The organism is Stutzerimonas degradans (assembly GCF_024448505.1).
Taxonomy (GTDB): domain Bacteria; phylum Pseudomonadota; class Gammaproteobacteria; order Pseudomonadales; family Pseudomonadaceae; genus Stutzerimonas; species Stutzerimonas degradans.
The window spans coordinates 87,958-111,963 of record NZ_JAMOHV010000016.1; the positions used below are offsets into that span (position 1 = coordinate 87,958).

Here is a 24,006-nt window from a genome sequence, read left to right on the forward strand (position 1 = left end):
GCGACTCCCTGTTCAGCTGGCAGCAGATCTGCGGCACTCATGATCGAAACATCTCCATAACGGCGACAAATCCTCCGGCAGGGGGCGGTACAACCCCAGCTCGGACCAATCGCCCGGCGCGTGAAAGTCGCTGCCGGCACTGGCCTTCAGGCCAAACTCGCGCGCCAGGATCGTCAGCCCGCCCACCTGTTCGAGCGGTTGCATGCCGTTGACCACTTCCAGCGCATGGCCGCCCGCCTGGACGAAATCGGCCACCAGTCGGCGCCGTTTGCTGCGCGTAAAGGCGTACTGCCAGGGATGCGCCAGGCTGATCCAGGCATCGGCTTCACGCAGCGTGCTCACGGTCTGTTCGAGGCTCGGCCAATGCTGCTTCACATCGCCCAGCTTGCCGGCACCCAGCCACTTGCGGAACGCCTCGGCGCGGTCGCGCACATGCCCAGCGCGCACCAGGAACTCGGCAAAATGCGGTCGGGCCGGCGCATTGCCGCTGTCGCCCAGCTCCTGCTGCACCGCCCGCGCGCCGTCCAGCGCAGCGGGCATGCCCTTGGCCGCCAGGCGCTCGGCAATCAGTTCGGCGCGCCGCCAGCGGCCATCGTGCAGCGCGGCAATGGCGCTCAGCAGCGCTGGCGCCGTGCGGGAAAAACCGTACCCCAGCACATGAATGGTAGCCCCGTTCCACTGGCAGGAAAGCTCGATGCCATTGATCAGCCGTATCCCCAACGCGCTGGCGGCGGCATGCGCCTCGTCGAGCCCTTCGAGCGTGTCGTGGTCGGTCAGCGCCAGCAGCTCGATGCCGCGCCCGTGCGCGCGCTCCACTACCAGCGACGGCGCAAGAACGCCATCGGAAGCGGTGCTGTGGCAATGCAGGTCGACAATCATCAGGGGGCTCGTTACTCAAGAGGCGGATCGGAAATGCAGGTTGCCGCGCGCTGGCGCAACGGCGGAAAGAACAGCGCGTCAGTGTACGCTGCATGAAGGGCGTCTGGCGCGCCCGCCGGCCAGCCGTTGTCGTTGAGACCGCCCGGCAAACGCTTGGTGCTGCGCATTCGGCACATGCGTTCCGCCGACAATCCGGTTTGCTATTATGCCGCCCACTCAAGGTTGCCGGCCCGCATCGTGAAACAATTCATCGATTTCATCCCGTTGCTGCTGTTCTTCGCGGTCTACAAGCTCGAGCCACGGATCGTCGAAATCGCCGGGCACAAGTTCGCCCTCGGCGGCATTTTCAGCGCAACGGCAGTGCTGATCCTCAGCTCGTTGCTCGTCTACGGCGCGCTCCTGGTCAAGCAACGGCGCCTGGACAAGAGCCAGTTGATCACCCTCGCCGCCTGCCTGGTGTTCGGCGGATTGACCCTGGCGTTTCACAGCGAAACCGTGCTCAAGTGGAAGGCGCCGGTGGTCAACGCGCTGTTCGCGCTGGCTTTCGCCGGCAGTCAGCTGTTCGGCGACAAGCCGTTGGTTCAGCGCCTGATGGGCCATGTGGTCGAGCTATCCGCCGCGCAATGGGCCCGGCTGAACGCCGCCTGGGTCGCCTTCTTTCTCGTCTGCGGCGGCGCCAACCTCTTCGTCGCGTTCACCTTCCCGGCCATCTGGGTCGATTTCAAGGTCTTCGGCAGCCTGGGCCTGACCCTGCTGTTCATGATCGGCCAGAGTTTCTACCTCGTCCGCCACATGCAGACGACTCCCGCACCGTCCAAGGAGTAACCATGCTGTACGCCATCATCGCCACCGACGCCCCGAACTCCCTGCAGGAACGCCTTGCCACCCGCCCGGCCCATCTCGCCCGCCTGGAAGCGCTCAAGGAAGCAGGCCGACTGGTACTCGCCGGACCGCATCCGGCAATCGACAGCAACGATCCGGGCGCGGCCGGCTTCACCGGCAGCCTGGTGGTGGCCGAGTTCGACTCGCTGCAAGCCGCGCAGGAATGGGCCGAAGCCGATCCCTACAAGGCCGCCGGCGTCTACAGCGATGTGCTGGTCAAGCCGTTCAAGAAAGTGCTGCCCTGACCGAAACACAAGGATCAGCCTGGCTGCGGATTCACCGTGGCCAGCACCAAGGAGAAGGTAGTCAGATGCATCGTGCCCTGTTTCCCCTGCTGCTGGCCGTGAGCCTGCTCGCACCGACCGTTCACGCCCAGGAAGCCCCCGCAGCGGATGTGGAGGAGCAGACGAGCGAAGACGCCGCCCCGGCAGCGACCGATAATGCGCCGGCAATCGACACTTTGGCCCTGCAGCGCCTGCGGCAGGAGAACCAGCGCCTACGCCTGCAGCTGCAGGAAGCGCAGAGCCAGGCCCCGCTGCCCTTGCTCAGCGAGGAACAGAAATGGTTCGCCGTCGGCGGCAGCGTCGGCGTCGCGAGCTTCCTGCTCGGCCTGCTGGTGACCCGCGGGCGCCGGCGTCGCCAATGGCTGAACTGAATCATTCATGAACGAACTGCTGCTGATCGATGACGACCACGAACTGTGCGAGCTGCTGATCAGCTGGCTGGCGCAGGAAGGCTTCGTCGCCCACGCCTGTCACGACGGTCAGAGCGCCCGCGCCGCGCTGGCCGAATTCCAGCCGGCCGCCGTGGTACTCGACGTGATGCTGCCCGACGGCAGCGGCCTGGAGCTGCTCAAGCAGCTGCGCAGCGAACATCCCGGTCTGCCGGTACTGATGCTCTCCGGACGCGGCGAACCGCTGGACCGCATCCTCGGTCTGGAGCTTGGTGCCGACGACTACCTGGCCAAGCCCTGCGACCCACGCGAACTCACGGCGCGCCTGCGTGCCGTGCTGCGCCGCAGCCTGCCGCCGGCCACGCCCAGCCAGCTGGAACGTGGCGACCTGTGCTACAGCCCGGCGCGCGGCGTCGCCAGCATCGGCGGACACGACGTCAGCCTGACGCTCTCCGAAGGCCGCATCCTCGAAGCGCTGCTCGCCCAGCCCGGCGAACCGCTGGACAAGCAGGCCCTCGCCCAGCATGCCCTGGGACGCAAACTGACCCTCTACGACCGCAGCCTCGACATGCATGTCAGCAACCTGCGGCGCAAGCTCGGTCCGCATGCCGACGGCAGCCCGCGCATCGTCGCGCTGCGCGGACGCGGCTACCTGTACGCCGGCTGAGCGTCTTTACCGAGCCTTTACCCGACGCTGACCGCGCTTGACCTTGCCCTCCCTAGACTGAACTCATCCGGTCACAGACCAGCCGCCGCCCGAAAAACCCGGCGCAGAGTCCGCGAACCGGCTTTCATCACAGGAGTAACCAAGATGCGCAAATCCCTCATCGCCCTGCTGTTCGTCACCGCTATTCCCACTGCCGTCATGGCCATGCCCGGCGCCATGCGGGACGGCGGCCAGTGCCCAATGGGCGGCAAACAGGGCCCGCGGATGTTTCAGGAACTGGACCTGACCCGCGAACAGCAACGCGAAATGCACAAGCTGATGGGCGAGCAGATGCAACAGCGTCGAGCCGTCACCCAGCGCTACCTGGACAAGCTGCCGGAAGCCGAACGCAAGGCCATGCAGGACGAGATCCAAATGAGCCGCGATGACATTCACAAGCAGATGCGCGCGCTGCTCAAGCCCGAGCAGCAGAAGGCCTTCGACGAAAGCCTGAAGAAGATGGCAGAGAGGCGCGCCGAACGCGCCGAGTTCCTCAAGTGGAAAGCCGAGCGCGATCAGCAGAACTGATCGTCGCACTTACCAACCGCCCGGCCGGTGCGCACGCTCCGGCCGGGCTTCGCCGTGGAGACAGCCGTGCGATCACTGTTCTGGCGCATTCTCGCAACCTTCTGGCTCGCCATTGCACTGGTCGCCGGCCTGGCACTGCTGCTCGGGCATGCGCTGAACCAGGATGCCTGGATTCTCAGCCGCCACCCCGCTGTCAGCGGCCTCGCGGAGACCTGGACCCGGGTCTACGAGCAACAGGGTGCAGTTGCGGCCCAGCGCCTGCTGGAGCAGCACCGGCATCGCGCGCACATCGACGTGCAAGTGCTGGGCGAGAACGGCCAGCCGGTCATTCGCGGCACCTTCCCGCCACGCGCCGCAGCGTTCGAGGCACGTCAACGCGACCGCGATCACTCGCTGCCCTGGCGCCGGCTGACCGAGGACTACACCAGCCCAGCCAGCGGCGATACCTACCTGTTCATCTACCGTATTCCGCATCCCGAGCTACGGGCCTGGCACCGCGGCAGTCTGTTCTGGCCGCTCAGCGCGCTAGCGATCGCGCTAGTGGTGCTGAGCGGCTTCAGCCTGCTGCTGACGCTGTCCATCACGCGGCCGCTCGATCGCCTGCGCAGCGCCGTCCACGATCTTGGCCAGACCACCTATCAGCAGAACTCGCTGGCGCGCCTGGCCAGGCGACGCGATGAACTGGGCGTGCTGGCCGGCGACTTCAACCGCATGGGCGCCCGCCTGCAGACGCTGATCGGCAGCCAGCGCCAACTGCTGCGCGACGTGTCCCATGAACTGCGCTCGCCGCTGGCGCGCCTGCGCATCGCCCTGGCGCTGGCCGAGCGCGCCACGCCGGCCGAACGCGAGGCGCTCTGGCCGCGCCTGACCAAGGAGTGCGATCGCCTGGAAGCGCTGATCGGCGAGGTGCTGGAACTGGCCCGGATGGATGCCGAGCCCGGCGCGGCGCAGAGCATCGACCTGCCGATGCTCTTCGAGCAACTGCAGGACAACGCGCGCATCGTCGCGCCGGATCAGCGCATCGACAGCCACATCGACCCCGGCAGCACGCTGCGCGGTTGGCCGGACATGCTCGAACGCGCCCTCGACAACCTGCTGCGTAACGCCTTGCGGTTCAACCCGGCCGACCAGCCCATCGAACTGCAGGCGCACCTGGATGGCGATTGGCTGACGCTCAGCGTGCGCGACCACGGTCCGGGCGTGGATGCCGCGCATCTGTCGCAGCTGAGCGAGCCGTTCTTCCGCGCGCCGGGGCAGACTGCCGCCGGGCATGGCCTGGGCCTGGCCATCGCCCGTCGCGCGGCGGAGCGCCACGGCGGTCAGCTGCAACTGAGCAACCACCCGGCCGGCGGGTTCATCGCCAGCCTGCGTCTGCCGCTCGCTTAATCAGCGCGACGGCCAGGCGCTGACGAAATCGGCCGGATCGAGCACCGGCGCCGCACGTACCCGCCCTTCCGGCGCGCCCAGATAGAGGAAACCCAGCACGCGTTCGTTCGCCGCCAGACCGAGGCCGGCGGCGACCTGCGCGTCATAGGCGAAATCACCGGTACGCCACACCGCACCAATGCCCTGAGCGTGAGCGGCGAGCAGCAATCCGTGCGCCGCGCAGCCGGCGGCGAGCAGCTGCTCGCCTTCGGGCACCTTCGGATGCGCCTGCAGGTGCGCAATCACCACCACCAGCAGCGGCGCGCGCAACGGCATGCTGCGTGCCTTGTGCAGGGCCTCTTGCGCGCAGTGCGGGTCGCGTGCCTGCAATGCCGTGGCGAACAGCTCGCCCAACTGGTCGCGGGCTGGCCCGGCGATGGTCAGAAAACGCCACGGCCGCAGCTGGGCATGATCCGGCGCGCGCAGCGCGGCGCGAAACAGCAGGTCGAGCTGCGCGGCATCGGGGGCCGGATCGCACAGCCGGGTGACCGAAACACGGTTGAGCAACAGGTCGAGAGCGTCCATCCATTACCTCCAGAGCGAAGCGGACATTCTAGAGGCCGATGGCGGCGCCAGGGCAAGTCTTGCGCTGGCGTGGGTCTCAGGCGACGCGATCGGGCGACAGATGCGGCTGCAGCGGCGGCACCAGCGGTGGCAAGCCATGCGCCGCGCGCGCCGCATCGCAATGCGGATTGGGCTCGCCATTGCTCCACGCGGCCTCGAACTCGCGGCAGGTGCTCGAGCGCTGCTCGTACAGCGTGCAGCGCACGCCGCAACCGACTTCACCCAGCAGGCCGACGCAGCGGGCCGGCTTGGCCTCGGTGCCCTGCATCGCTACGTGGTAGGGGCTGACCTGCACCACCAGCTGATCGGGCACGGTACCGCCGGACGACGTGCATTCGCCCCAGAAGAAGGACACGCGGAAATAGGCGCAGCAGGCGCCGCAGGTGAGACAGGGATTGTCGACGGACATGGAGGTAACACGCGCAGATGCCGGAACCGGCCGGCGCCGGGCCGCTATTCTATGCATCGCCATGCGCTTGGGAAGAGGCCCCAGGCACACGCCTGTCGGCAAGCTGCAGGCGGTTTACTGGCGGGCCGACACAGGTAGAATGGCGGCCCTCATTTCTGGCGCCGAGTTGCACCCAATGGCCTTACCGACGCTGCGCATCATCGGTTTTCTCCTCGGCATTTTCCTCATCACCCTAGCGATCGGCATGGTCGTACCGATGCTGACGCTGCTGGCGTTCGAGCGTACCGACGACCTGCAGGCATTCATCTGGGCCAGCGCAATCACCGGCGGCTGCGGTGTCGCCCTGGTCGCGCCGGGGCGTCCGGCCAACGCCAAGCTGCGGCCGCGCGACATGTACTTCCTGACGACCGCCAGCTGGCTGGTGGTCTGCTGCTTCGCCGCGCTGCCGATGATGCTGAGCCGGCACATCAGCTACACCGACGCGTTCTTCGAAACCATGTCGGGCATCACCACCACCGGCTCCACCATCCTCACCGGCCTCGACGACGCCTCGCCCGGCCTGCTGATGTGGCGCTCGATGCTGCACTGGCTGGGCGGCATCGGCTTCATCGGCATGGCCGTGGCGATCCTGCCGCTGTTGCGAATCGGTGGTATGCGCCTGTTCCAGACGGAATCGTCGGACTGGTCGGAAAAGGTAGTGCCGCGCTCGCACATCGCAGGGCAATACCTGATCGCCATCTACGTGGGAATGACGCTGGCGGCCGTCGCGGCCTTCTGGCTGGCGGACATGAGCCTGTTCGATGCGATCAACCATGCGATGTCCACGGTATCCACCGGCGGCTTTTCCACCTCCGACGCCTCGATGGGCAAGTTCAGCCCGTCGGCGCACTGGGTGGCGGTGTTCTTCATGGTGCTCGGCAGTCTGCCCTTCACCCTGTACGTCGCCACGCTGCGCGGCCACCGCAAGGCGCTGATCCGCGATCAGCAGGTACGCGGCTTTCTGGTCCTGCTGGTGGTCAGCAGCGTGCTGTTCAGCGGCTGGTACTGGCTCACCCACGATGCCGACTGGCTGTACGCGCTGCGCATCGTGACCTTCAACGTGGTTTCGGTGGTCACCACCACCGGCTACGCCTCGGGCGACTACACCCAGTGGGGTGGCTTCGCGATGATGGTGTTCTTCTACCTGACCTTCATCGGCGGCTGCTCCGGCTCCACGACCGGCGGTTTGAAGATCTTCCGTTTCCAGGTCGCCTATGCGCTGCTGCGGGCCAACCTCAAGCAGCTGATCCATCCGCGCGCAGTCATTCGCCAGCAGTACAACGGTCACACCCTGGATGAGGATATCGTCCGGTCGATCCTGACCTTTTCCTTCTTCATCACCATCACCATCGGCGCGCTCGCGCTATGCCTGGCGCTGCTCGGGCTGGATCTGATCACCGCGCTGACCGGCGCAGCGTCGGCGGTGTGCAACGTCGGACCGGGGCTCGGCGCCATCATCGGCCCGGCCGGCAACTTCGGCCCGCTGCCGGATGCGGCCAAATGGCTGCTGGCGCTCGGCATGCTGCTGGGTCGGCTAGAGATCATCACCGTGCTGGTGGTGCTGACCCCCGCGTTCTGGCGCCACTGATCAGGACGCCGCGTCGCGCTTGCCGAACAGGCGGCTACCCAGCGTCAGCACGGCCAGGATCACGCCGCCGGCGACGATACCGAACGCGGCGTCAAGCAGCGTCGGCAGCAGCCCGCCGAGCACCGCGCCGATGTACGGCAGGTGCTGCGTCTGCTCGGCGCTGTTGGCGATCCAGTGATGCACCACGCCGATGCCGTGGGTGAGGATGCCGCCACCGACCATGAACATCGCCGCGGTGCCGACGACCGACAGCGTTTTCATCAGCCAGGGCGCCAGCCACAGGATGCCGCGACCAACGGCTTGCACCGCTCCGCTCGCCGCCTTGCTCAACGCCAGGCCCAGGTCGTCGAGCTTGACGATACCGGCAACCAGCCCGTAGACGCCGATGGTCATCACCACGGCGATGCCGGCCAGCACCATGACCTGCTGGGTGAAACTGGCATTGGCCACCGTGCCCAGGGTGATGGCGATGATCTCGGCGGACAGGATGAAGTCGGTGCGGATCGCGCCGCGAATCTTGTCCTTCTCGAAAGCCACCATATCGACTGCCGGATCGGCCAGCGCCTTGGCGGTTTCGGCGTGCTCGACGGTATCGTCATGCAGGAAGCGATGCGCCAGTTTCTCGAACCCCTCGTAGCAAAGAAACGCGCCGCCGAGCATCAGCAGCGGCGTGATCGCCCAAGGCGCGAAGGCGCTGATCAGCAGCGCCGCCGGCACCAGAATCAGCTTGTTCTTCAGCGAACCCCGGCAGACCGCCCAGACCACCGGCAACTCACGGTCGGCCTTGACGCCACTGACCTGCTGGGCATTGAGCGCCAGGTCGTCGCCCAGTACGCCGGCGGTTTTCTTGGCAGCGACCTTGGTCATCACGGATACGTCATCCAGAACTGTCGCAATATCGTCGAGCAAGGCAAGCAAGCTGGTAGCCAAAGGGAAATCCTGTTCGTAGAGGGAAGAAAGAGGCGCGCGCGGCGCCGCTGTAGTTTAGGGCGCTTTCGTCTCGGCGGGTTCCGCCGAGGCCGTACCTGCCATTGGCCGCGCCCCAACACCGCATGGCTTTTGTCGACTGCGTTTGGCTGCGCGACGCGGCTTGGTTATGATCCATCGGCTCGGCGTGCGCCACGGCAGAACAGCGCAATGCACCGCCACCGGCAAGGCCCCTTCCAAGCGTTCGGCGCAGGGCGCTTCAGTCAGCAAGGCGCTTGGAAAAGGCGTCGATTTTACAAGGGAACGTAAGTACATGACTTCCGCCACGGCAGAGCGCCGCAACGGTCTCGCCAATCGCACGCTGCGCGAGTATTACTCCCGTGTGTTCGCCTACCTGGCCGGCGCCGCCACGCTCGCAGCCGGAACCTATACGCAGTTCTTTTCCATCGACCTGTTGTGGATGGTGCCTTATGCGCTGCTCTATCCGCATCTGGCCTATCACCTCGGTTATCGCTTCAAGCGCGATCATCCGCAGCGCACCTCGCAAGTATTGCTGTGCCTGGATGCACTCAACACCGGCATCGCCATCATCCTGCTGGGCGCACCCATCGTGCCCAGCCTGATGTTCCTGCTGACACTGTGTTTTACCGCGCTGGTCACCGGCAGCCTGCAGTACCTGCTGCTGGCGGTGCTCGGCGTAGCCGGCGGCATCGGCCTGGGCAGCGTGCTGGTACCGCTCGAGCTGCGCGGCACCACGCCACAGCTGGTCTCGCTGGTGAGCATCCTGTTCGCTTCGCTGTACATCTGCGCCACGGCCTACTTCGTGCACCTGCAGGGCCTGCGCCTGGCCCAGGCACGGCGCGACATCGAGGCCGAGCAGACCAAGGCCGCGCGCCTGGCGCGCAATCTGGCCAAGTACCTGTCGCCGCAGGTGTGGGAATCGATCTTCTCCGGCAAGCGCAGCGTGCGTCTGGAGACCCAGCGCAAGAAGCTTTCGGTGTTCTTCTCCGACATCAAGGGGTTCACCGAACTGTCCGAGGAGCTGGAAGCCGAGGCGCTGACCGACCTGCTCAACAACTACCTGAACGAAATGTCGAAGATCGCGCTGAAGTACGGCGGCACCATCGACAAGTTCGTCGGCGACTGCGTGATGGTGTTCTTCGGCGACCCGACCAGCCAGGGCGCGAAGAAGGACGCCGTGGCCGCCGTGTCGATGGCCATCGCCATGCGCAAGCACATGAAGGTACTGCGCCAGCAATGGCGCGCACAGGGCATCACCCGGCCGATGGAGATCCGCATGGGGATCAACACCGGCTATTGCACGGTGGGCAACTTCGGCGCCGACACCCGGATGGACTACACCATTATCGGGCGCGAGGTGAACCTCGCCAGCCGCCTGGAAAACGCCGCCGAAACCAGCGAGATCCTCATCTCCCACGAAACCTATTCGCTGGTGAAGGACGTGATCATGTGCCGCGACAAGGGGCAGATCGGCGTCAAGGGTTTCACCCGGCCGGTGCAGATCTACCAGGTCGTCGATTTCCGCCGCGACCTCGGTGCCACCTGCAGTTTCGTCGAGGCCGAGCTGCCGGGCTTCTCCATGTATCTGGACACCAACGGCGTGCAGAACTTCGACAAGGAACGCGTGATCCAGGCGCTCCAGGAGGCCGCGGAGAAACTGCGCGACAAGGTCATCCTCTGAGCGGATGCCATAGCGAGGCCACGATGCAGATGCTGACCCTTCGGCATTACAACCAGGACCAGATCGCTCACAGCCACGAACATGCGCAACTGGTCTTCGGCCTGCGCGGCCAGCTGGAATTCGAGATCGCCGGGCGCGGCAGTCGCATCGGCCAGCAATGCCTGGCAGTCGTGCCCGCGTCCACCCATCATGCCTGCGGCAGCGCGCGCGGCAGCCACTGTCTGGTGCTCGACATTGCGCACCCGGACTGGATTCGCGAGCGCCTCGGCCCGCATAGCGCATCCAGCCTGCGGCTGCTCGAACGCCCCGACTCACTGCGCCTGACCGCCGCGCAGCAGCGCCTGGTGGAGTGGCTGGCCGCCAGCCCGCTGAACGATCCACTGATCGCCGAACAAGGCACGGTATTGCTGCTGGCAACGCTGGCGAGCGGATGCGCGCCGCTCGGCAAACGGCCGCCGCTGTCGCTTGCGGCGCTCACCACCTACATCGACCGGCACCTCGCCCATCCGTTGCAGGTAGCGGACCTGGCGCGAGTCGCCGGGCTGTCCGTGGCGCGCCTGCATGCGCGCTTTCTCGACGAAACCGGACAGACGCCCATGAACTACGTGCGCCAGCGGCGTCTGCAGCAAGGCGAGGCGTTACTGCGCGGCACCCGACTGTCGGTTGGCGAGATTGCCGCACAGGTCGGCTACGCCTCGCAGAGCGCCTTCACCGCGGCACTGGTTCGCGCACACGGCTGCACGCCGCGAGAGTTGCGCGACAAAACCGCCGGCTGACGCGACAGACGCGCGTACGCGACTGTCCTAGCATGATCGCCCTGCCATCTCCGTCGCGGTAACCGCATGCTCCCTTCGTACCCACCGCTGACCCGCGGTATCGACACATGACCCCACGCCGTGCCCTGCTGGCGATTCACCTCGGCGCGCTGATGTTCGGCCTGTCTGGCGTGCTCGGCAAACTCGCCGAGAGCCAGCCGCTGATGATCACCTTCGGCCGCGCCCTGTTCGCCGTCCTCGCGTTGCTGGCAGTGGCCATGCTGCTACCGCGCAACGGCGCGCGCCCCGACTGGAATCGCCGCTGCGGCCTGATGCTCGGCGGTGTGCTGTTGGGCGCGCACTGGCTGACCTTCTTCGTCGCGGTGAAGGTTGCCGGCGTCGGCATTGCCACCCTCGGCTTCGCCAGCTTTCCGGCGTTCACCGTGCTGCTGGAGGGGCTGCTGTTTCGCGAACGCACCCGGGCGATCGAATATGCGATGGTCGGGCTGGTCTGCCTGGGCCTCCTGCTGGTCACGCCGAGCTTCGACGTGTCCAGCGCGGCGACCGGCGGACTGCTCTATGGCGTGCTGTCGGGCCTGCTGTTCGCCTTGCTGTCGCTGCTCAACCGCGCAGTCACCCGCGGCATCGATGCCGTGCAGGCCGCGCTGTGGCAGAACCTGGCGATCCTGCTCGGCCTGCTGCCGTTCGCCTGGGCGGGTGTGCCCGCCATCCCGGCGCAGGACTGGCTCTGGCTGGCGCTGCTCGGCGTACTCTGCACCGGCCTGGCGCACAGCCTGTTCGTCGCCAGTTTGCGGGTGCTCAAGGCACGCACCACCTCGGTGATCTTCGCCCTCGAGCCGGTCTACGGCATCGCCTTCGCCTGGTGGCTGTTCGATGAACAGCCGACCCTGCGCATGATCGGCGGCGGCGCGCTGATCATTCTCGCCAGCGTCATCACCAGTCGCCTGAAGAGTCCGCCGGCATCCTGAACCTCAGCGATCGTTGTGGCCCAGCGAACGCTGCGGGTCGATACGGTCGCGTACCCGCCGCTTGAGTTCCTTGGCTTCCGGGAAGCCGCCATCGAGCGTGCGCTCCCAGATCTGCTCACCGTCGCAGGTGATGCGAAACACCCCGCCGGTGCCGGGCTCCAGCGCGACCCGGGCGAGATCGTCGGTGAAGGTCGACAGCAGCTCTTGGGCGAGCCAGGCCGCGCGCAGCAGCCACTGGCACTGGGTGCAATAAACGATGACGATTTCCGCTTTGCCGTTGGACATGCGCGCGACCCTGGCTGGTAATGGGAGCGGCCTATAATAGCGGCCTTTTCTTTCGCACCCGGAATCCGTCATGCGTCGCCTGCTGCTTGTCCTGTTGTTCTGCCTGCCCCTGAGCGGCCTCGCCGACACCGCGGCGCCGAAGACTGGGCTGGTGCTTTCCGGTGGCGCGGCGCGCGGGCTGGCGCATATCGGCGTACTCAAAGCGCTGGAAGAACAAGGCGTGCGCATCGACGCGGTGGCCGGCACCAGCATGGGCGCGGTGATCGGTGGGTTGTACGCCGCTGGCTACACCGTCGACGAACTGGAGAAACTGGCGATGACGCTGGACTGGCAGCAAGTGCTGTCCGACGATCCGGCCCGCCAGGACGTGCCATTCCGGCGCAAGCAGGACGATCGTGACTTCCTGGTCAAACGCAAGCTCAGTTTCCGCGACGATGGCAGCCTCGGCCTGCCGCTGGGCGTGATCCAGGGGCAGAACCTCGCCCTGCTGCTCGAACGCCTGCTGGTGCACGCCAGCGATACGCGTGACTTCGACCAGCTGCCGATCCCCTTCCGCGCGGTGGCGACCGACATCGCCAACGACGAGAAGGTGGTGTTCCGCAGCGGCCACCTGCCGCAAGTCATTCGCGCCAGCATGTCGATCCCGGCGGTGTTCGCGCCGGTCGAGCTCGACGGCCGCCTGCTGGTGGACGGCGGCATGGTCGACAACATTCCGATGGACGTGGCGCGCGACATGGGCGTCGACCGGCTGATCGTGGTCGACATCGGCACGCCGCTGATGCGCCGCGAAGACCTGCTCACCGTGTTCGACGTGCTCAACCAGACCACCACCATGATGACGCGGCGCAACTCCGAGGAGCAGCTGGCCACCCTGCGCGCCGAAGACCTGTTGATCGAGCCGCCTCTGGCGGCCTACGGCTCGACCGATTTCGGCAGCGCGGCGCAGCTGATCGACGCCGGCTACCGCGCCACCCGCGCGCTCGAAGGGCGTCTGGCCGGCTTCGCACCGCCCAGCGGCGGCAACCCGGCGCTGAGTCTGGCGCGCTCGAACGATCCTCGCACGCCGGTGATCACCGCAGTGCGCATCGAAAACGACTCGAAAGTCGGCGATGCGGTAATCCGCCGCCACATCCGCCAGCGTCTCGGCGAGCCGCTCGATCTCGCCGACCTGCAGAAGGACATGGGCACGCTGTATGGCCTGGACTATTTCGACCGCGTCGAATACCGCGTCGCCCACGGCAAGCTGGGCAACACGCTGGTGATCCGCACGCGCGAGAAGCGCTCCGGCACCGACTACCTGCGCCTCGGGTTGAGCCTGTCCGACGATTTCCAGGGCGACAGCGCCTTCAACATCGGTGCCAGCTACCGCATGAACGGCATCAACGAGCTGGGCGCCGAGTGGCTGACGCGGGCGCAACTGGGCGATCGCCAGGAGCTGTTCAGCGAGTTCTACCAGCCGCTGGATGCCGGTTCGCGCTGGTTCGTCGCGCCGAACGCGTTCCTCGAAGCACAGAACGTCGAGGCGACGCTGGAGCACGACCCGATCGCTGAATACCGCCTGCGCCGCTACGGCTACGGGCTGAACCTCGGCCGGCAGATCGCCAACAACGGCGAGATCCGCTTCGGCGTCGGCCAGGCGTGGGGCGAGGCGAATGTGCGCGTCGGCGAGCGCGACCTGCCGGATTTCAGTTTCAGCGAGGGTTACTACGCCTTGCAGTACTCGTTCGATACGCTCGATGACGTGGATTTCCCGCACGAGGGCGAGGACATCAGTCTGACGCTGCGCCAGTACACACCCGGGCTGGGCTCGGATGAACGCTACCGGCAATGGCACCTCCGCCTAGACAAGGCGCTCGGCTATGGACCGCACACCTGGCTGCTGGGCGGCCGCTACGGACGCACGCTCGACGACACCGAGGTGGTGACCTCCAGCTTCCTGCTCGGCGGCGCCCGCCAATTGTCAGGTTTTCGCCAGGACGCGCTGTCGGGGCAGAACATCAGCCTCGGCCGGGTGGTGTATTACCGACGCATGACGCCACGCGGATTCCTGCCGCTGGATTTCCCGCTGTACCTTGGCGGCTCGCTGGAACGCGGCCGCGCCTGGAACAACGACAACGAATTCGACAGTGGCTACATCAACGCCGCTAGCGTATTCATCGGCTACGACACCCCGCTGGGGCCGCTGAACCTCGGCTACGGTGCCAACGACGAAGACGAGCAGGCGCTCTATCTGAACCTCGGCCGCAGTTTCTAGAGCGCCCGGGTCTTGTTCAGATTGGCGAGGATGCGCGCATGCACCTGCTGGCACTTGCGCAGGTCTTCCTCGGGAATGCCGTCGAACAGCTCCTCGCGGACCTGCGTCGAAATCGCCTCGATGCGTTCGATCAGCGGACGCGCCGGCGCGCCGAGCAGGATGAGCTTGGCGCGGCGGTCCTCGAGCGAAGCTTGACGATGAATCAACCCCTGCGCCTCAAGGCCGTCCAGCAGACGGGCCAGCGTCGGCCCTTCGACGGCGACGCTTTGCGCCAGCTCGCGCTGCGTGGGTGAATGGTCGAAACGGGCCAGGTGCAGAAGCACCAGCCAGCGGGCCTGCGACAGTCCCAGATCGGCGAGACGCCGATCCAGTTCCGCGCGCCAGCCTCGCGAGAGTTGCGCCAACTGCATGGCGAAGCGATGTTGCTCGGCGTACATGAAGCTTGCATTCCTGCAAAAACAATTATTAGCGAGCTAATCACAGCTTCGATATGCAGGCAAGCCTACCAACGGCCAGTCACCACCCTCCTTCGGTACGCGGAAACACTCGGCCGCCCCGCCAGGACGCGGGATTGCGCCGCGCCGGCGTGCGCGCGGCGGTGACGCAGCCGGTTACAACTCGAACTCGGCCTGCAAGGCCGCGCGCACGCAGTACAGCACCGCTTCCGGCACCCGCGTGGCGAATTGCGGGGCGATCTCGGCCACCGGCGGCAGCTCGCCTTCGCCGTCGAGGAAAGCTTCCTGAATCTCGCCGAGCAGGTCTTCGGGCAGGTCGAGCGCCTGCTCCAGACTCAACTGCTGCTGGCCGATCGCCTCGGCCAGCAGGGCGTAGACGTTCTTCTCACTGCAATCGAGCTGACGCGCGATCTGCGCCGGTGTCATGCCCGCACGCGCCAGCGTGACCAGTTCGTGACGCAGATCGATCGGCGACCTGGCGGGTTCCGACGTACCCTGCAGCACTTCGAGGAACGCCGCGCCGTAGCGCTCCAGCTTGCGCGCGCCAACACCGCTGACGCGCGCCATATCCGCCAGCGAAGCCGGCTGGCTGCGCAGCATTTCCAGCAACGTGGCGTCGGGGAAGATTACATAGGGCGGCACGCCGTGCTCCTCGGCCAGGCGCCGGCGCAGCGCGCGCAACGCTTCCCAGGTATCGCGCTCCTCGATTCGCACCAGCTGGCTGGCAGCGCTCTTCTGCCCCTTGGCCGCCTGCTGCGGCTTGAGATCGCGGCGCAGCGCCAGGCTTACCTCGCCACGCAGCAACGGTCGGCAACTGTCGCTCAAGCGCAGGCCGCCGAAGCCTTCCAGATCGACATCCACCAGCCCGCGTGCCACCAGCTGGCGGAACAGCGAGCGCCAGTCGCCCTCGGCGAGGCTCTTGCCGACTCCGAACACGGAAAGATGCTGATGGCCGAGGCCGAGCACCTTGTCGTTGTCGCGCCCCAGCAGGATGTCCACCAGATGTCCGACGCCGTAGCGCTGTCCGCTGCGGTAGATCGCCGACAGCGCCTGGCGCGCCGGCTCGGTGGCATCCCAGGTCTGCACATCGTCTACGCAGTTGTCGCAGTGTCCGCACGGCTGCGGCAGGTCTTCGTCGAAATAGGCCAGCAGCACCTGGCGCCGGCAGCGCGTCTCCTCGCACAGCGCGAGCATGGCATCGAGCTTGTGCTGCTCGATGCGCTTGTGGCGCTCGTCGCCCTCGGAGTTGTTGAGCATCTGCTTGAGGAAGATCACGTCCTGCAGGCCGTAGGCCATCCAGGCATCGGCCGGCAGGCCGTCGCGCCCTGCCCGTCCGGTTTCCTGGTAATAGGCCTCGAGCGACTTTGGCAGGTCCAGGTGAGCGACGAAGCGCACGTTAGGCTTGTCGATGCCCATGCCGAAGGCGATGGTCGCCACCATGATCAGCCCCTCTTCGTTGAGGAAGCGCTTCTGGTGATAGGCGCGCAGTTCGTTGGGCAGCCCGGCGTGATACGGCAGCGCCGGAAAACCCTGCTCGGTGAGAAACGCCGCCAGATCGTCGACCTTCTTGCGCGACATGCAGTAGACGATGCCGGCATCGCCCCGCCGCTCGGCGAGGAAGCCCAGCAGCTGTTTGCGCGGCTGCTCCTTGGGCACGATGCGATAGAAGATGTTCGGCCGGTCGAAGCTGGAGAGGAACCGCTCGGCATGCTCCAGATGCAGGCGCTGGACGATCTCCTCGCGGGTGCGCATGTCCGCCGTGGCGGTCAGGGCAATGCGCGGCACGCCGGGGAACAGCTCGGCGAGCTGGCCGAGCTGCAGATACTCGGGACGGAAATCGTGGCCCCACTGCGACACGCAATGCGCCTCGTCGATGGCGAACAGCGCGATCTGCAGCCGCTGCAGGAACGCCAGCATTCGCGGTTGCACCAGGCGCTCCGGCGCGAGATAGAGCAGCTTGATCTCGTTGCGACGAATGCGTTCGGCGATCTCGCGCTGCTCGTCGGCGCTCAGCGTGGAATTGAGCGCCACTGCCGCCACACCCAGCTCGTCGAGCGTGGCGACCTGATCGTCCATCAGCGCGATCAGCGGCGACACCACCACCGCCAGCCCGTCGCGCAGCAGCGCCGGCACCTGATAGCACAGCGACTTGCCGCCGCCGGTGGGCATCAGTACCAGCGCATCGCCGCCGCCGGCGACCTGCTCGATGATCGCGCCCTGGTTGCCGCGAAAGGCGTCGTAGCCGAATACGTCTTTGAGGATGCGCTGTGCCTGGTCGAGCATGCCGGTCTCCGAAACAAGGCGCGCAGTATACGCGAGCACCTGCCGGAGTTCAGGCGCGGTGGTCGGCCGCGCGGGCGCAACGGCCATCGAAGTAGCCTGCATCCCGCGCCTCGTCTAGAATCCCGCTTGTCTTCCCACCCCAAGGTAGTTCCCGATGTCTTTCGCCGAGCAACTCACCCGCCTGCAGGTTTTCCTCGATGCCGACGACCTGCATGAAGAGGCGCTGGATTACATCGCCGCCCACGGCTACCTGACGGCTCTGAGCATCTGCTCCGAAGCGGTACCGGAGCGCGAATGGATTGATGCGCTGTTCTCCGAGCCACCGCAGTACAAGGACGACACCGAACGCGACGCCATCGAGGCAACGCTGGTCCAGCTCAAGGCGCATATCGCCCGTCAGCTGGCCAGCGACGAAGACATGGAGCTGCCCTGCGAGCTGGACCTCGGCGAGGAACCGGACGAGTCCGATCTGCGCGGTTGGTGCATCGGCTTCATGGAGGGCGTGTTCATGCGCGAGGAGGTCTGGTTCGAGGACTCCGAGGAGGAAGTCAGCGAATTGCTGTTGCCGATCATGGTCGGCTCGGGCCTGTTCGACGAGCAGCCGGAGTTCGCCGAGATCGCCGAGAGCCCCGAGCTGGTAGACGAGATGGTGGCGCAGATTCCGGAAATCCTGACCGCGCTGTACCTGCTCTGCCACGCCCCCGAGGAAAAGCCGGCGCTGCTCAAACCGCGCCGCCACTGATGACCGGGTAGCCGCCATGGCGCACCGCGATATTCCTCAGCAGCGCAACGCCGTGGTGCGCTATGCGCTGCTGACGGTCGGTTGGCTCGCGGTGGCGCTCGGCGTGGTAGGTATCTTCCTGCCGGTGCTGCCAACCACACCCTTCATGCTGCTGGCAGCTGCCTGCTTCGTGCGCAGCTCGGAGCGCTTCTACGTCTGGCTCGTCGAGCACCCGCGCCTCGGCCCCTGGTTTCGCGACTATCTGGAAGGCAACGGCATTCCACTCAAGGGCAAGGCCTACACCATCCTCACCATGTGGGTGAGTATCGGAATTTCCTGCTGGCTGGTGCCGCTCGTCTGGGCACGCATCGCCATGCTGCTCAGCGCTGCGCTGGTCACGCTGTACATCGTTAAACAGAAAACCCTGCACACGGTCGAAGCCAAACCACGCCAGTGAGCACGAATCCGCCCACCGGCAGGATTCGCTATGGAGAGCAGCCCATGCAGTCTTTGCAGTCTGGTCGTGCAAGCCGTCGCCGCCCGCTGGTGCTGCTTCTTGCGCTCGCCCTGCTCAGCGCACCGCTATGGAATCTCGCGCGCTCGGCCAACTGGCAGCAGTGGGATTTCGAGCGCATCTACCCCGTTCTGAAAAAGCGCTACGGGGCGGCGGAAGATGCGCTGCCACGGATAGCAGCCTGGCAGGACCTTCTGCGAGACAGCGGCGCACTGCCCGAGCGGGAGCAGCTTGCCGAGGTCAACCGCTTCTTCAACCGAAACATTCAGTTCAGCGACGACATCTGGGTCTGGGAGCAGGACGATTACTGGGCCACCCCCGTCGAATCGCTGATCCGCGGTGCCGGTGACTGCGAGGACTATGCCCTCGCCAAATACTTCACCCTGCGCCGCCTGGGCGTGCCCAGCGAGAAGCTGCGCATCACCTACGTCAAGGCACTGCGGCTGAATCAGGCGCACATGGTGCTCACCTACTACGCGACGCCCGGGGCCGATCCGCTGGTGCTGGACAACATCGACGGCGTCATCCGCCCCGCCTCGCAGCGCAGCGACCTGTTGCCGGTGTATGCCTTCAACGCTGAAGGGCTCTATCTCCCCAGCGCGGGCGGTGGTAAACGTAGCGGAGATGGCAAAAGGCTGTCACGCTGGCAGGACGTTCTGCGAAAGATGCACGCCGAAGGATTTACGGTCGGCGAGGGCTAGTCGAGAGCAGTTTCAGGAGGGAAGTATGTCATTACTCAAGCAGCTGTTTCTCGCCATTTGCCTGTTCCTCGTCGTGGCGTTCGCCGGGAGCTTCTTCGCCAGTGTCGAGCATTCGCGCGAACAGTCGATCAGCCAGCTTCGCTCCCATGCCCAGGACGCCGCCACCGCACTGGCGCTGTCGATGACGCCGCATGTCGATGATCCGGTCATGCTCGAATTGCTGGTCAATTCGATCTTCGACAGCGGCTATTTCAGCAGCATCCGCATCGTCTCGATCGCCGATGGCCAACCGATCGTCGAACGCACCAGCAACATCGTCACCGAGCAGGTGCCGAACTGGTTCGCCGCGCTGGTGAATCTGCCGGCACAGGGCGGCGACGCGCTGATCATGCGCGGCTGGGAACAGGCGGCGCGCGTGGAGGTAATCAGCCACCCCGCCTTCGCCCTGGCAAAGGTCTGGGACAGCACGGTGGCCACGCTCTACTGGCTGCTGGGCTGCGGCCTGGTCAGCGCCCTGCTCGGCGGCTGGTTGCTGCGCAGCCAGTTGCGCCCGCTCGATCGCATGGTGGAGCAAGCGCAGGCCATCACCCGACGCGAATTCGTCACGCTGCCCGAGCTGCCGCGCACGCCGGAGCTACGGCGTGTGGTGCAAGCGATGAACCAGATGGTCGCCAAGCTGCAAGCCCTCTTCGCCGAGGAGGCGGCGCGCAGCGAGCGGCTCCATCAGCAGGCCTTCCGCGACGAGCTGACCGGGCTGGCCAACCGGCGCCTGCTGGATCAGCGCCTGGCGATCCAGCTGACGCCGGCCGAGCATCACGGCGGCGGCTATCTGATGCTGATCCGCATCCACGAGTTGAACCGGCTCAACCAGCAGCTCGGCAGCCAGCAGACCGATCAACTCGTCGCCGCAGTCGGTGCACGGCTCGGGCGCATACCGGACGAACAAGGCCAGCCGCACTGGCTGGCTGCGCGCAGCCGTGGCGGTGACTTCGTCCTGCTGGCACCCGGGCTGCACGAAGCACATGCCGCCCGTCTCGCCGAAACACTGAGCGCCGATCTGCAAGCGCTGCGCCCGCTCGGCACGCACGACGAAGGGCCGCTGGCTCACATCGGCTATACCGCCTTTCACATCGGCGATTCGCCCGCGGCGGTACTGGAGCGGGCCGACCATGCGCTGGCGCAGGCACTCGGTAGCGACAGTGCATGGCAGGAATGCAGCCATGCGACGGCGCTTCTGCACAGCGAACACGAGTGGTATCGCGCGCTCGACGAGGCGCTGGAGCGGCGTGATCTGGCCGTCTTCGTGCAACCGGTGGTGCTGGCCGACAATCCGCAGCAGCTCGTGCATCAGAAGTTGCTGGCGCGCCTGCCGATCGCCGATGGCGCCGTCCTCACTGCCGGCAGCTTTCTGCCGTGGCTGGAACGGCTGGGCTGGACGGCGCGCTTCGACCGGCTGATGCTCGAACTGGCCATCGAACGGCTGCGGCAGGCCCCCACTCCGCTGGCCGTCAGCCTTTCCAGCGCCACGCTGCGCGACCCTGACGGTCTGGAACCGATTATCCAACTGCTGCGTGACCACCCTGAGCAAACCCGCCTGCTCTGCCTGGAACTGGACGCCCGCCACCTGCCGGCGAGCGCCACGCTGCAACACTGCAGCCAGGCGCTGTGCGACACTGGCGCGCAGGTCGGTCTGCAGCATTTCGGCGGCGATTTCAGCAAGCTCGGCAGCTTGCTGAGAATGGCATTGGTCTATCTGAAAATCGACGGGACCTACATCCGCAATATCGACCAGGACGACGACAAGCGCGACTTCATCGAGGCGCTTTACCGCACGACACACAGCATCGATCTGCCGCTGATCGCCGAGATGGTGGAGACCGAAGGCGAACGCACGACGCTGGCTGCGCTCGGCGTGCATGGCGTCATGGGCCACGCGGTTGGCACGCCTCACCCGTGGCATTAAGGAAAGAGAACGGCTGGTCGCGACGACCAGTCGGCGTCACGAGGGAAGGGAAAATCGGGGTCAGTTGCGGTTTCAGCGAACGAAACGAAACGCCGGTTAAGGCAACCGCGGTTCCTCATCGTCGCTCAACAGAGCGCTCAGCCCACCCAGTCGCGCACGGGTCTGCTGACGGGCGCGCAGTTTGCGCTGGGCCGCTTCCGGCAGGTCGGTAAAACGAATCACGCCGCGATCGATCAACACGCCGATCAGGTCTTCCAGGACCCGTACCATTTCCAGGTCGGATGCCTGCAAGCCGACCCGCTGCATGTGTTCATCCTCACTGTTTGCGAACCAGCTCAACGCTTCATCGCAACCCGCGGGGATCGTTCCGGTCATCTCGTCGAACGGCTTGGCCTCGACCCGCCGAAGCTGCCCGTCCGGTCCTCGCTCGATATAGAGCATTCAGTTTCTCCAGCAAAGACAAGCCCACCGTTCCTGAGAACGGTGGGCTTGAGTGCCCTCAGGTGTTATCGACCTTCAGGATGTTATCGGCAAGCAGGCTATCGATCACCGTCGCCTCGTTGGTGGTGCCGTACAGATCCGCCAGATCCACGCCGGCCAGGGTAATGTCCTGCACCGGCGCACCGCCCGGCGTGACGCTGACCGAGATGACCGTGTCGTTACCGAAGGCGAACGTCAGGTAATTGTCCAGCGTCGCGCTGTCGGCATCCACCCCGGACAGCAGCTCCGACAGATCGAGCACGTCCGAGGCCGCACCGGTCGGATCGATATGGAAGTCGCTGATGGTATCGCTACCATTGTCGCCTGCTCGCCAGACGAACGTGTCGCGACCCGCACCGCCCGTCATGCTGTCGTCACCCAACCCGCCGATCAGGACGTCGTCACCGCCACCACCGGAGAGGATGTCGTCGCCCAGCCCGCCATCCAGGTAGTTGTCCTGAGCGTCGCCAGTCAGCAGATCGTCGCCGCTGCCGCCTATCACGCCCTCCATGTCGAGGTAGGTATCACCGGCCGCCAAGCCGCCAATACCTGGTGCGCCACTATCCAGATCGACCGTGATACCGACGTCGTCGGCGCTGTAGTCGGCGATATCCATGCCGGAGCCGCCGTCAAGCACGTCCGCTCCTGCCCCACCGATCAGCATGTCGTCGCCGATACCGCCCTGCAGGACGTCGGCTCCGATCCCGCCGTCGAGAACATCGTCCCCCTCACCGCCAAACAGCGTATCGCTACCGGCACCACCTCCCAGGTAGTTGTTCAGCGTATTGCCAGTCAGCACGTCGTCCCCCGCCCCGCCAACCAGGCCTTCGATGCCCGTGTAGCTATCGCCGAGCGCATCCCCCGCCGTGCCCGCCCAGCTGAGCAGGCTGGCTGCAATCGCCGTGGTCGCGTCGCCGTAGTCGACAATATCGAAGCCAGTATTGCCGCTGATAACGTCGGTCAGGCTGCTGCCGGCGATGACATCGTCGCCTGTCGTACCCATCAGGGTGAAGACATCTGACGAGTCGGCCGCCGTGATCTGCACGTCGAGGTTAGACGGCGCGCTCAGGTCGCCATCGCCGTCCTGCGCCACGACGCCGAAGGACAGGCCCTGATCATCCGGCAGCACTTCGCGGGAATAGGAGAAATCCTGCACCCGGATACCGCCACTGGTCGCACCGATCACATCGACACGTACCACCAGATTCTCGAACGAGACACCCGGGTCGATGGTGACCCATCCGTCTGCGGTGAGCGTTATGCTCTGCGTGCTGACGGCCAGCGGCGTACCGCCGACGGTGCTGCCATAGGCAGCCCAGGAAATCTGTACAGTGCCCTTTCCTTCTAGGCTCGATGAAATATCGGCGAAGAAACGCAAGCTATCCGCGCCGCCCTGCTGGGTGTAGAGGAAACCGGCGTTGTCCGGAACGGAGCTCGCACTCCCCAAGCCGAACCCATTTCCCGAGATGTTGAGCAGATCGCTATTGGAGCCGCTGCCGCTATCGGGGTTGGTAAATGTCGTTGGGGAGGTTCCGCTGAACAGCAGGCCGTCGAACGTCCAACCATTCTCGATGCTGGACGCCACGGAAATCGGCTTGCCAGGTTCCAGGCTCGTAAAGTCGATGGCCTCGGTGTAACCCGCCTCCGGCGCGATCAGCTGGAAGCTGTAGGTGCCGTCTGCGCTCACCGTCAAGGTAAAGACCTGTTGGTTGGTGTCCGTCAGCGCCGTGAGCGTGGTGCTGACGAACGTACCGCCGCTGAAATTCTGCGTGGTCTGATAGGTCACGCCGTCCAGCGTCGGCCCGGTGATCTCGAAGCCGCCCAGCCCATCCGCCCCCGGTACTACCGCAAAGGTGCCGTTGACCGTACCGACTTCGTTGGGAATCGTCGCGGCGACAAAAGCACCAAGCGACGGCAGATCATCGGCGATACCGATAACCAGATCGCTCGACGTACTGGCCGCACCGTCCGACACGCTGATCGTGAAGGTATCGGCCTCCGTCACGCCATCCACATCGGTCGTCGGACTGGTCAACTGGTACTGATAGCTGACCACACCCGTCTCGTCGTTGTAGCCGAGGATGTTCAGCACACCGTACGCGCCGGCAAAACTACTGCCGATCAGATTGGCAATATTCACCGCGGTACCGCCGATCATGACGGTCTGGATGTCGTCCAGGCCATCCACATCGCCCAACGTGAAGGTACCCGTGGCAAATTCGCTGTAGCCCGTGGCATCCGAGCCGGACGGCAAGCCGAGCTCGGAGACGTTGGCCCCCACGAC

25 protein-coding genes are annotated in these 24,006 nt (G+C 65.7%); 15 read left to right on the forward strand and 10 right to left on the reverse strand.

All coding sequences use genetic code 11. The features are described 5' to 3' along the window. Positions 1-12: 12 nt before the first annotated feature. Both NAV27_RS17490 and NAV27_RS17495 read right to left on the reverse strand, forming a co-directional pair. On the reverse strand, positions 13-879 hold the full coding sequence (locus tag NAV27_RS17490; RefSeq protein WP_077683893.1) for a PHP domain-containing protein: 867 nt from the start codon (positions 877-879) through the stop codon (positions 13-15). Between the two features lie 11 nt (positions 880-890). Further along, positions 891-1,046, reverse strand: coding sequence for a hypothetical protein (locus tag NAV27_RS17495; RefSeq protein ID WP_180981456.1), 156 nt, complete (start codon positions 1,044-1,046; stop codon positions 891-893). Between the two features lie 70 nt (positions 1,047-1,116). On the opposite strand from NAV27_RS17495, the gene ispZ reads away from it, so the two are divergent. From ispZ to NAV27_RS17525, 6 genes are all read left to right on the forward strand, one after another. Then, positions 1,117-1,704, forward strand: a complete 588-nt coding sequence (gene ispZ / locus NAV27_RS17500; RefSeq protein WP_102829493.1) for a septation protein IspZ — start codon at positions 1,117-1,119, stop codon at positions 1,702-1,704. 2 nt (positions 1,705-1,706) lie between these two features. Continuing rightward, positions 1,707-2,006 (forward strand): YciI family protein, encoded by a 300-nt coding sequence (locus tag NAV27_RS17505; RefSeq protein ID WP_043296687.1) that lies wholly within the window; start codon positions 1,707-1,709, stop codon positions 2,004-2,006. 65 nt (positions 2,007-2,071) lie between these two features. Then, positions 2,072-2,416, forward strand: a complete 345-nt coding sequence (locus NAV27_RS17510) for an SH3 domain-containing protein (protein ID WP_054095200.1) — start codon at positions 2,072-2,074, stop codon at positions 2,414-2,416. Positions 2,417-2,423: 7 nt separating this feature from the next. Then, complete coding sequence (locus tag NAV27_RS17515) at positions 2,424-3,101, forward strand: response regulator transcription factor (protein WP_077683892.1); 678 nt, start codon at positions 2,424-2,426, stop codon at positions 3,099-3,101. A 144-nt stretch (positions 3,102-3,245) separates the two neighbouring features. Next, entirely contained in the window at positions 3,246-3,668 is a 423-nt protein-coding gene (locus NAV27_RS17520) for a Spy/CpxP family protein refolding chaperone (RefSeq protein WP_102829387.1), read from the forward strand. A 66-nt stretch (positions 3,669-3,734) separates the two neighbouring features. Continuing rightward, positions 3,735-5,054: a sensor histidine kinase gene (locus tag NAV27_RS17525; RefSeq protein ID WP_102829386.1), complete on the forward strand. Its 1,320-nt coding sequence runs from the start codon at positions 3,735-3,737 to the stop codon at positions 5,052-5,054. Here the strand turns inward: NAV27_RS17525 and NAV27_RS17530 are convergent, their stop codons facing one another. Further along, a complete protein-coding gene (locus NAV27_RS17530; RefSeq protein WP_102829385.1) occupies positions 5,055-5,618 on the reverse strand; it encodes a nitroreductase family protein in 564 nt (187 codons plus the stop codon). Positions 5,619-5,694: 76 nt separating this feature from the next. Then, a complete protein-coding gene (locus tag NAV27_RS17535) occupies positions 5,695-6,066 on the reverse strand; it encodes a YkgJ family cysteine cluster protein (protein ID WP_102829384.1) in 372 nt (123 codons plus the stop codon). Positions 6,067-6,241: 175 nt separating this feature from the next. Here NAV27_RS17535 and NAV27_RS17540 point away from each other — a divergent pair, with 175 nt between their 5' ends. After that, the gene (locus NAV27_RS17540; RefSeq protein ID WP_102829383.1) at positions 6,242-7,693 is read left to right on the forward strand and encodes a TrkH family potassium uptake protein; all 1,452 of its coding nucleotides are present in this window, start codon (positions 6,242-6,244) and stop codon (positions 7,691-7,693) included. On the opposite strand, the gene NAV27_RS17545 is transcribed toward NAV27_RS17540, so the two are convergent. Beyond that, positions 7,694-8,623: a DUF808 domain-containing protein gene (locus NAV27_RS17545; RefSeq protein WP_102829382.1), complete on the reverse strand. Its 930-nt coding sequence runs from the start codon at positions 8,621-8,623 to the stop codon at positions 7,694-7,696. A gap of 310 nt (positions 8,624-8,933) precedes the next feature. Here NAV27_RS17545 and NAV27_RS17550 point away from each other — a divergent pair, with 310 nt between their 5' ends. The 3 genes from NAV27_RS17550 to NAV27_RS17560 all read left to right on the forward strand — a co-directional run bounded on the left by NAV27_RS17550 (position 8,934) and on the right by NAV27_RS17560 (position 12,066). Then, positions 8,934-10,322 carry an adenylate/guanylate cyclase domain-containing protein gene (locus NAV27_RS17550; protein ID WP_102829381.1) on the forward strand — a complete coding sequence of 463 codons (1,389 nt, stop codon included), beginning with the start codon at positions 8,934-8,936 and terminating at the stop codon, positions 10,320-10,322. Positions 10,323-10,351: 29 nt separating this feature from the next. After that, entirely contained in the window at positions 10,352-11,098 is a 747-nt protein-coding gene (locus NAV27_RS17555; RefSeq protein ID WP_102829492.1) for a helix-turn-helix transcriptional regulator, read from the forward strand. A 107-nt stretch (positions 11,099-11,205) separates the two neighbouring features. Next, positions 11,206-12,066, forward strand: a complete 861-nt coding sequence (locus NAV27_RS17560) for a DMT family transporter (protein ID WP_102829380.1) — start codon at positions 11,206-11,208, stop codon at positions 12,064-12,066. 3 nt (positions 12,067-12,069) lie between these two features. Here NAV27_RS17560 and NAV27_RS17565 read toward each other — a convergent pair whose 3' ends face one another. Next, entirely contained in the window at positions 12,070-12,351 is a 282-nt protein-coding gene (locus tag NAV27_RS17565; RefSeq protein WP_008570119.1) for an Rdx family protein, read from the reverse strand. A 70-nt stretch (positions 12,352-12,421) separates the two neighbouring features. On the opposite strand from NAV27_RS17565, the gene NAV27_RS17570 reads away from it, so the two are divergent. Next, complete coding sequence (locus NAV27_RS17570) at positions 12,422-14,605, forward strand: patatin-like phospholipase family protein (protein WP_102829379.1); 2,184 nt, start codon at positions 12,422-12,424, stop codon at positions 14,603-14,605. Here NAV27_RS17570 and NAV27_RS17575 read toward each other — a convergent pair. Both NAV27_RS17575 and recQ read right to left on the reverse strand, forming a co-directional pair. Continuing rightward, positions 14,602-15,042, reverse strand: coding sequence for a MarR family transcriptional regulator (locus tag NAV27_RS17575; protein ID WP_043296698.1), 441 nt, complete (start codon positions 15,040-15,042; stop codon positions 14,602-14,604). The two genes, NAV27_RS17570 and NAV27_RS17575, sit on opposite strands and share 4 nt — an antisense overlap. A gap of 174 nt (positions 15,043-15,216) precedes the next feature. After that, on the reverse strand, positions 15,217-17,343 hold the full coding sequence (recQ, locus tag NAV27_RS17580; protein ID WP_102829491.1) for a DNA helicase RecQ: 2,127 nt from the start codon (positions 17,341-17,343) through the stop codon (positions 15,217-15,219). 154 nt (positions 17,344-17,497) lie between these two features. On the opposite strand from recQ, the gene NAV27_RS17585 reads away from it, so the two are divergent. Genes NAV27_RS17585 through NAV27_RS17600 form a run of 4 tightly spaced genes read left to right on the forward strand, consistent with a single transcriptional unit; the run spans position 17,498 to position 21,242 of the window. Next, complete coding sequence (locus NAV27_RS17585) at positions 17,498-18,085, forward strand: UPF0149 family protein (protein WP_102829378.1); 588 nt, start codon at positions 17,498-17,500, stop codon at positions 18,083-18,085. 16 nt (positions 18,086-18,101) lie between these two features. Further along, positions 18,102-18,521 (forward strand): YbaN family protein, encoded by a 420-nt coding sequence (locus tag NAV27_RS17590; protein ID WP_008570124.1) that lies wholly within the window; start codon positions 18,102-18,104, stop codon positions 18,519-18,521. A 44-nt stretch (positions 18,522-18,565) separates the two neighbouring features. Next, positions 18,566-19,279: a cysteine protease LapG gene (gene lapG, locus NAV27_RS17595; protein ID WP_008570126.1), complete on the forward strand. Its 714-nt coding sequence runs from the start codon at positions 18,566-18,568 to the stop codon at positions 19,277-19,279. A 25-nt stretch (positions 19,280-19,304) separates the two neighbouring features. Then, the gene (locus NAV27_RS17600) at positions 19,305-21,242 is read left to right on the forward strand and encodes a bifunctional diguanylate cyclase/phosphodiesterase (RefSeq protein WP_102829377.1); all 1,938 of its coding nucleotides are present in this window, start codon (positions 19,305-19,307) and stop codon (positions 21,240-21,242) included. Between the two features lie 96 nt (positions 21,243-21,338). On the opposite strand, the gene NAV27_RS17605 is transcribed toward NAV27_RS17600, so the two are convergent. Both NAV27_RS17605 and NAV27_RS19170 read right to left on the reverse strand, forming a co-directional pair. Beyond that, positions 21,339-21,683, reverse strand: a complete 345-nt coding sequence (locus NAV27_RS17605; protein ID WP_008570128.1) for a hypothetical protein — start codon at positions 21,681-21,683, stop codon at positions 21,339-21,341. Between the two features lie 58 nt (positions 21,684-21,741). Continuing rightward, positions 21,742-24,006: type I secretion C-terminal target domain-containing protein (locus NAV27_RS19170; protein WP_305128825.1), on the reverse strand; the 2,265-nt coding region annotated here is incomplete at its 5' end.

What these genes read in the sequence shown, in the direction of transcription:
- NAV27_RS17490 (WP_077683893.1), bottom strand. Translation starts at nt 879, where the DNA reads ATGATTGTCGACCTGCATTGCCACAGCACCGCTTCCGATGGCGTTCTT.
- NAV27_RS17495 (WP_180981456.1), bottom strand. Translation starts at nt 1,046, where the DNA reads ATGCGCAGCACCAAGCGTTTGCCGGGCGGTCTCAACGACAACGGCTGG.
- NAV27_RS17505 (WP_043296687.1), top strand. Translation starts at nt 1,707, where the DNA reads ATGCTGTACGCCATCATCGCCACCGACGCCCCGAACTCCCTGCAGGAA.
- NAV27_RS17510 (WP_054095200.1), top strand. Translation starts at nt 2,072, where the DNA reads ATGCATCGTGCCCTGTTTCCCCTGCTGCTGGCCGTGAGCCTGCTCGCA.
- NAV27_RS17515 (WP_077683892.1), top strand. Translation starts at nt 2,424, where the DNA reads ATGAACGAACTGCTGCTGATCGATGACGACCACGAACTGTGCGAGCTG.
- NAV27_RS17520 (WP_102829387.1), top strand. Translation starts at nt 3,246, where the DNA reads ATGCGCAAATCCCTCATCGCCCTGCTGTTCGTCACCGCTATTCCCACT.
- NAV27_RS17530 (WP_102829385.1), bottom strand. Translation starts at nt 5,618, where the DNA reads ATGGACGCTCTCGACCTGTTGCTCAACCGTGTTTCGGTCACCCGGCTG.
- NAV27_RS17535 (WP_102829384.1), bottom strand. Translation starts at nt 6,066, where the DNA reads ATGTCCGTCGACAATCCCTGTCTCACCTGCGGCGCCTGCTGCGCCTAT.
- NAV27_RS17540 (WP_102829383.1), top strand. Translation starts at nt 6,242, where the DNA reads ATGGCCTTACCGACGCTGCGCATCATCGGTTTTCTCCTCGGCATTTTC.
- NAV27_RS17550 (WP_102829381.1), top strand. Translation starts at nt 8,934, where the DNA reads ATGACTTCCGCCACGGCAGAGCGCCGCAACGGTCTCGCCAATCGCACG.
- NAV27_RS17555 (WP_102829492.1), top strand. Translation starts at nt 10,352, where the DNA reads ATGCTGACCCTTCGGCATTACAACCAGGACCAGATCGCTCACAGCCAC.
- NAV27_RS17560 (WP_102829380.1), top strand. Translation starts at nt 11,206, where the DNA reads ATGACCCCACGCCGTGCCCTGCTGGCGATTCACCTCGGCGCGCTGATG.
- NAV27_RS17565 (WP_008570119.1), bottom strand. Translation starts at nt 12,351, where the DNA reads ATGTCCAACGGCAAAGCGGAAATCGTCATCGTTTATTGCACCCAGTGC.
- NAV27_RS17570 (WP_102829379.1), top strand. Translation starts at nt 12,422, where the DNA reads ATGCGTCGCCTGCTGCTTGTCCTGTTGTTCTGCCTGCCCCTGAGCGGC.
- NAV27_RS17575 (WP_043296698.1), bottom strand. Translation starts at nt 15,042, where the DNA reads ATGTACGCCGAGCAACATCGCTTCGCCATGCAGTTGGCGCAACTCTCG.
- recQ (WP_102829491.1), bottom strand. Translation starts at nt 17,343, where the DNA reads ATGCTCGACCAGGCACAGCGCATCCTCAAAGACGTATTCGGCTACGAC.
- NAV27_RS17585 (WP_102829378.1), top strand. Translation starts at nt 17,498, where the DNA reads ATGTCTTTCGCCGAGCAACTCACCCGCCTGCAGGTTTTCCTCGATGCC.
- NAV27_RS17590 (WP_008570124.1), top strand. Translation starts at nt 18,102, where the DNA reads ATGGCGCACCGCGATATTCCTCAGCAGCGCAACGCCGTGGTGCGCTAT.
- lapG (WP_008570126.1), top strand. Translation starts at nt 18,566, where the DNA reads ATGCAGTCTTTGCAGTCTGGTCGTGCAAGCCGTCGCCGCCCGCTGGTG.
- NAV27_RS17600 (WP_102829377.1), top strand. Translation starts at nt 19,305, where the DNA reads ATGTCATTACTCAAGCAGCTGTTTCTCGCCATTTGCCTGTTCCTCGTC.
- NAV27_RS17605 (WP_008570128.1), bottom strand. Translation starts at nt 21,683, where the DNA reads ATGCTCTATATCGAGCGAGGACCGGACGGGCAGCTTCGGCGGGTCGAG.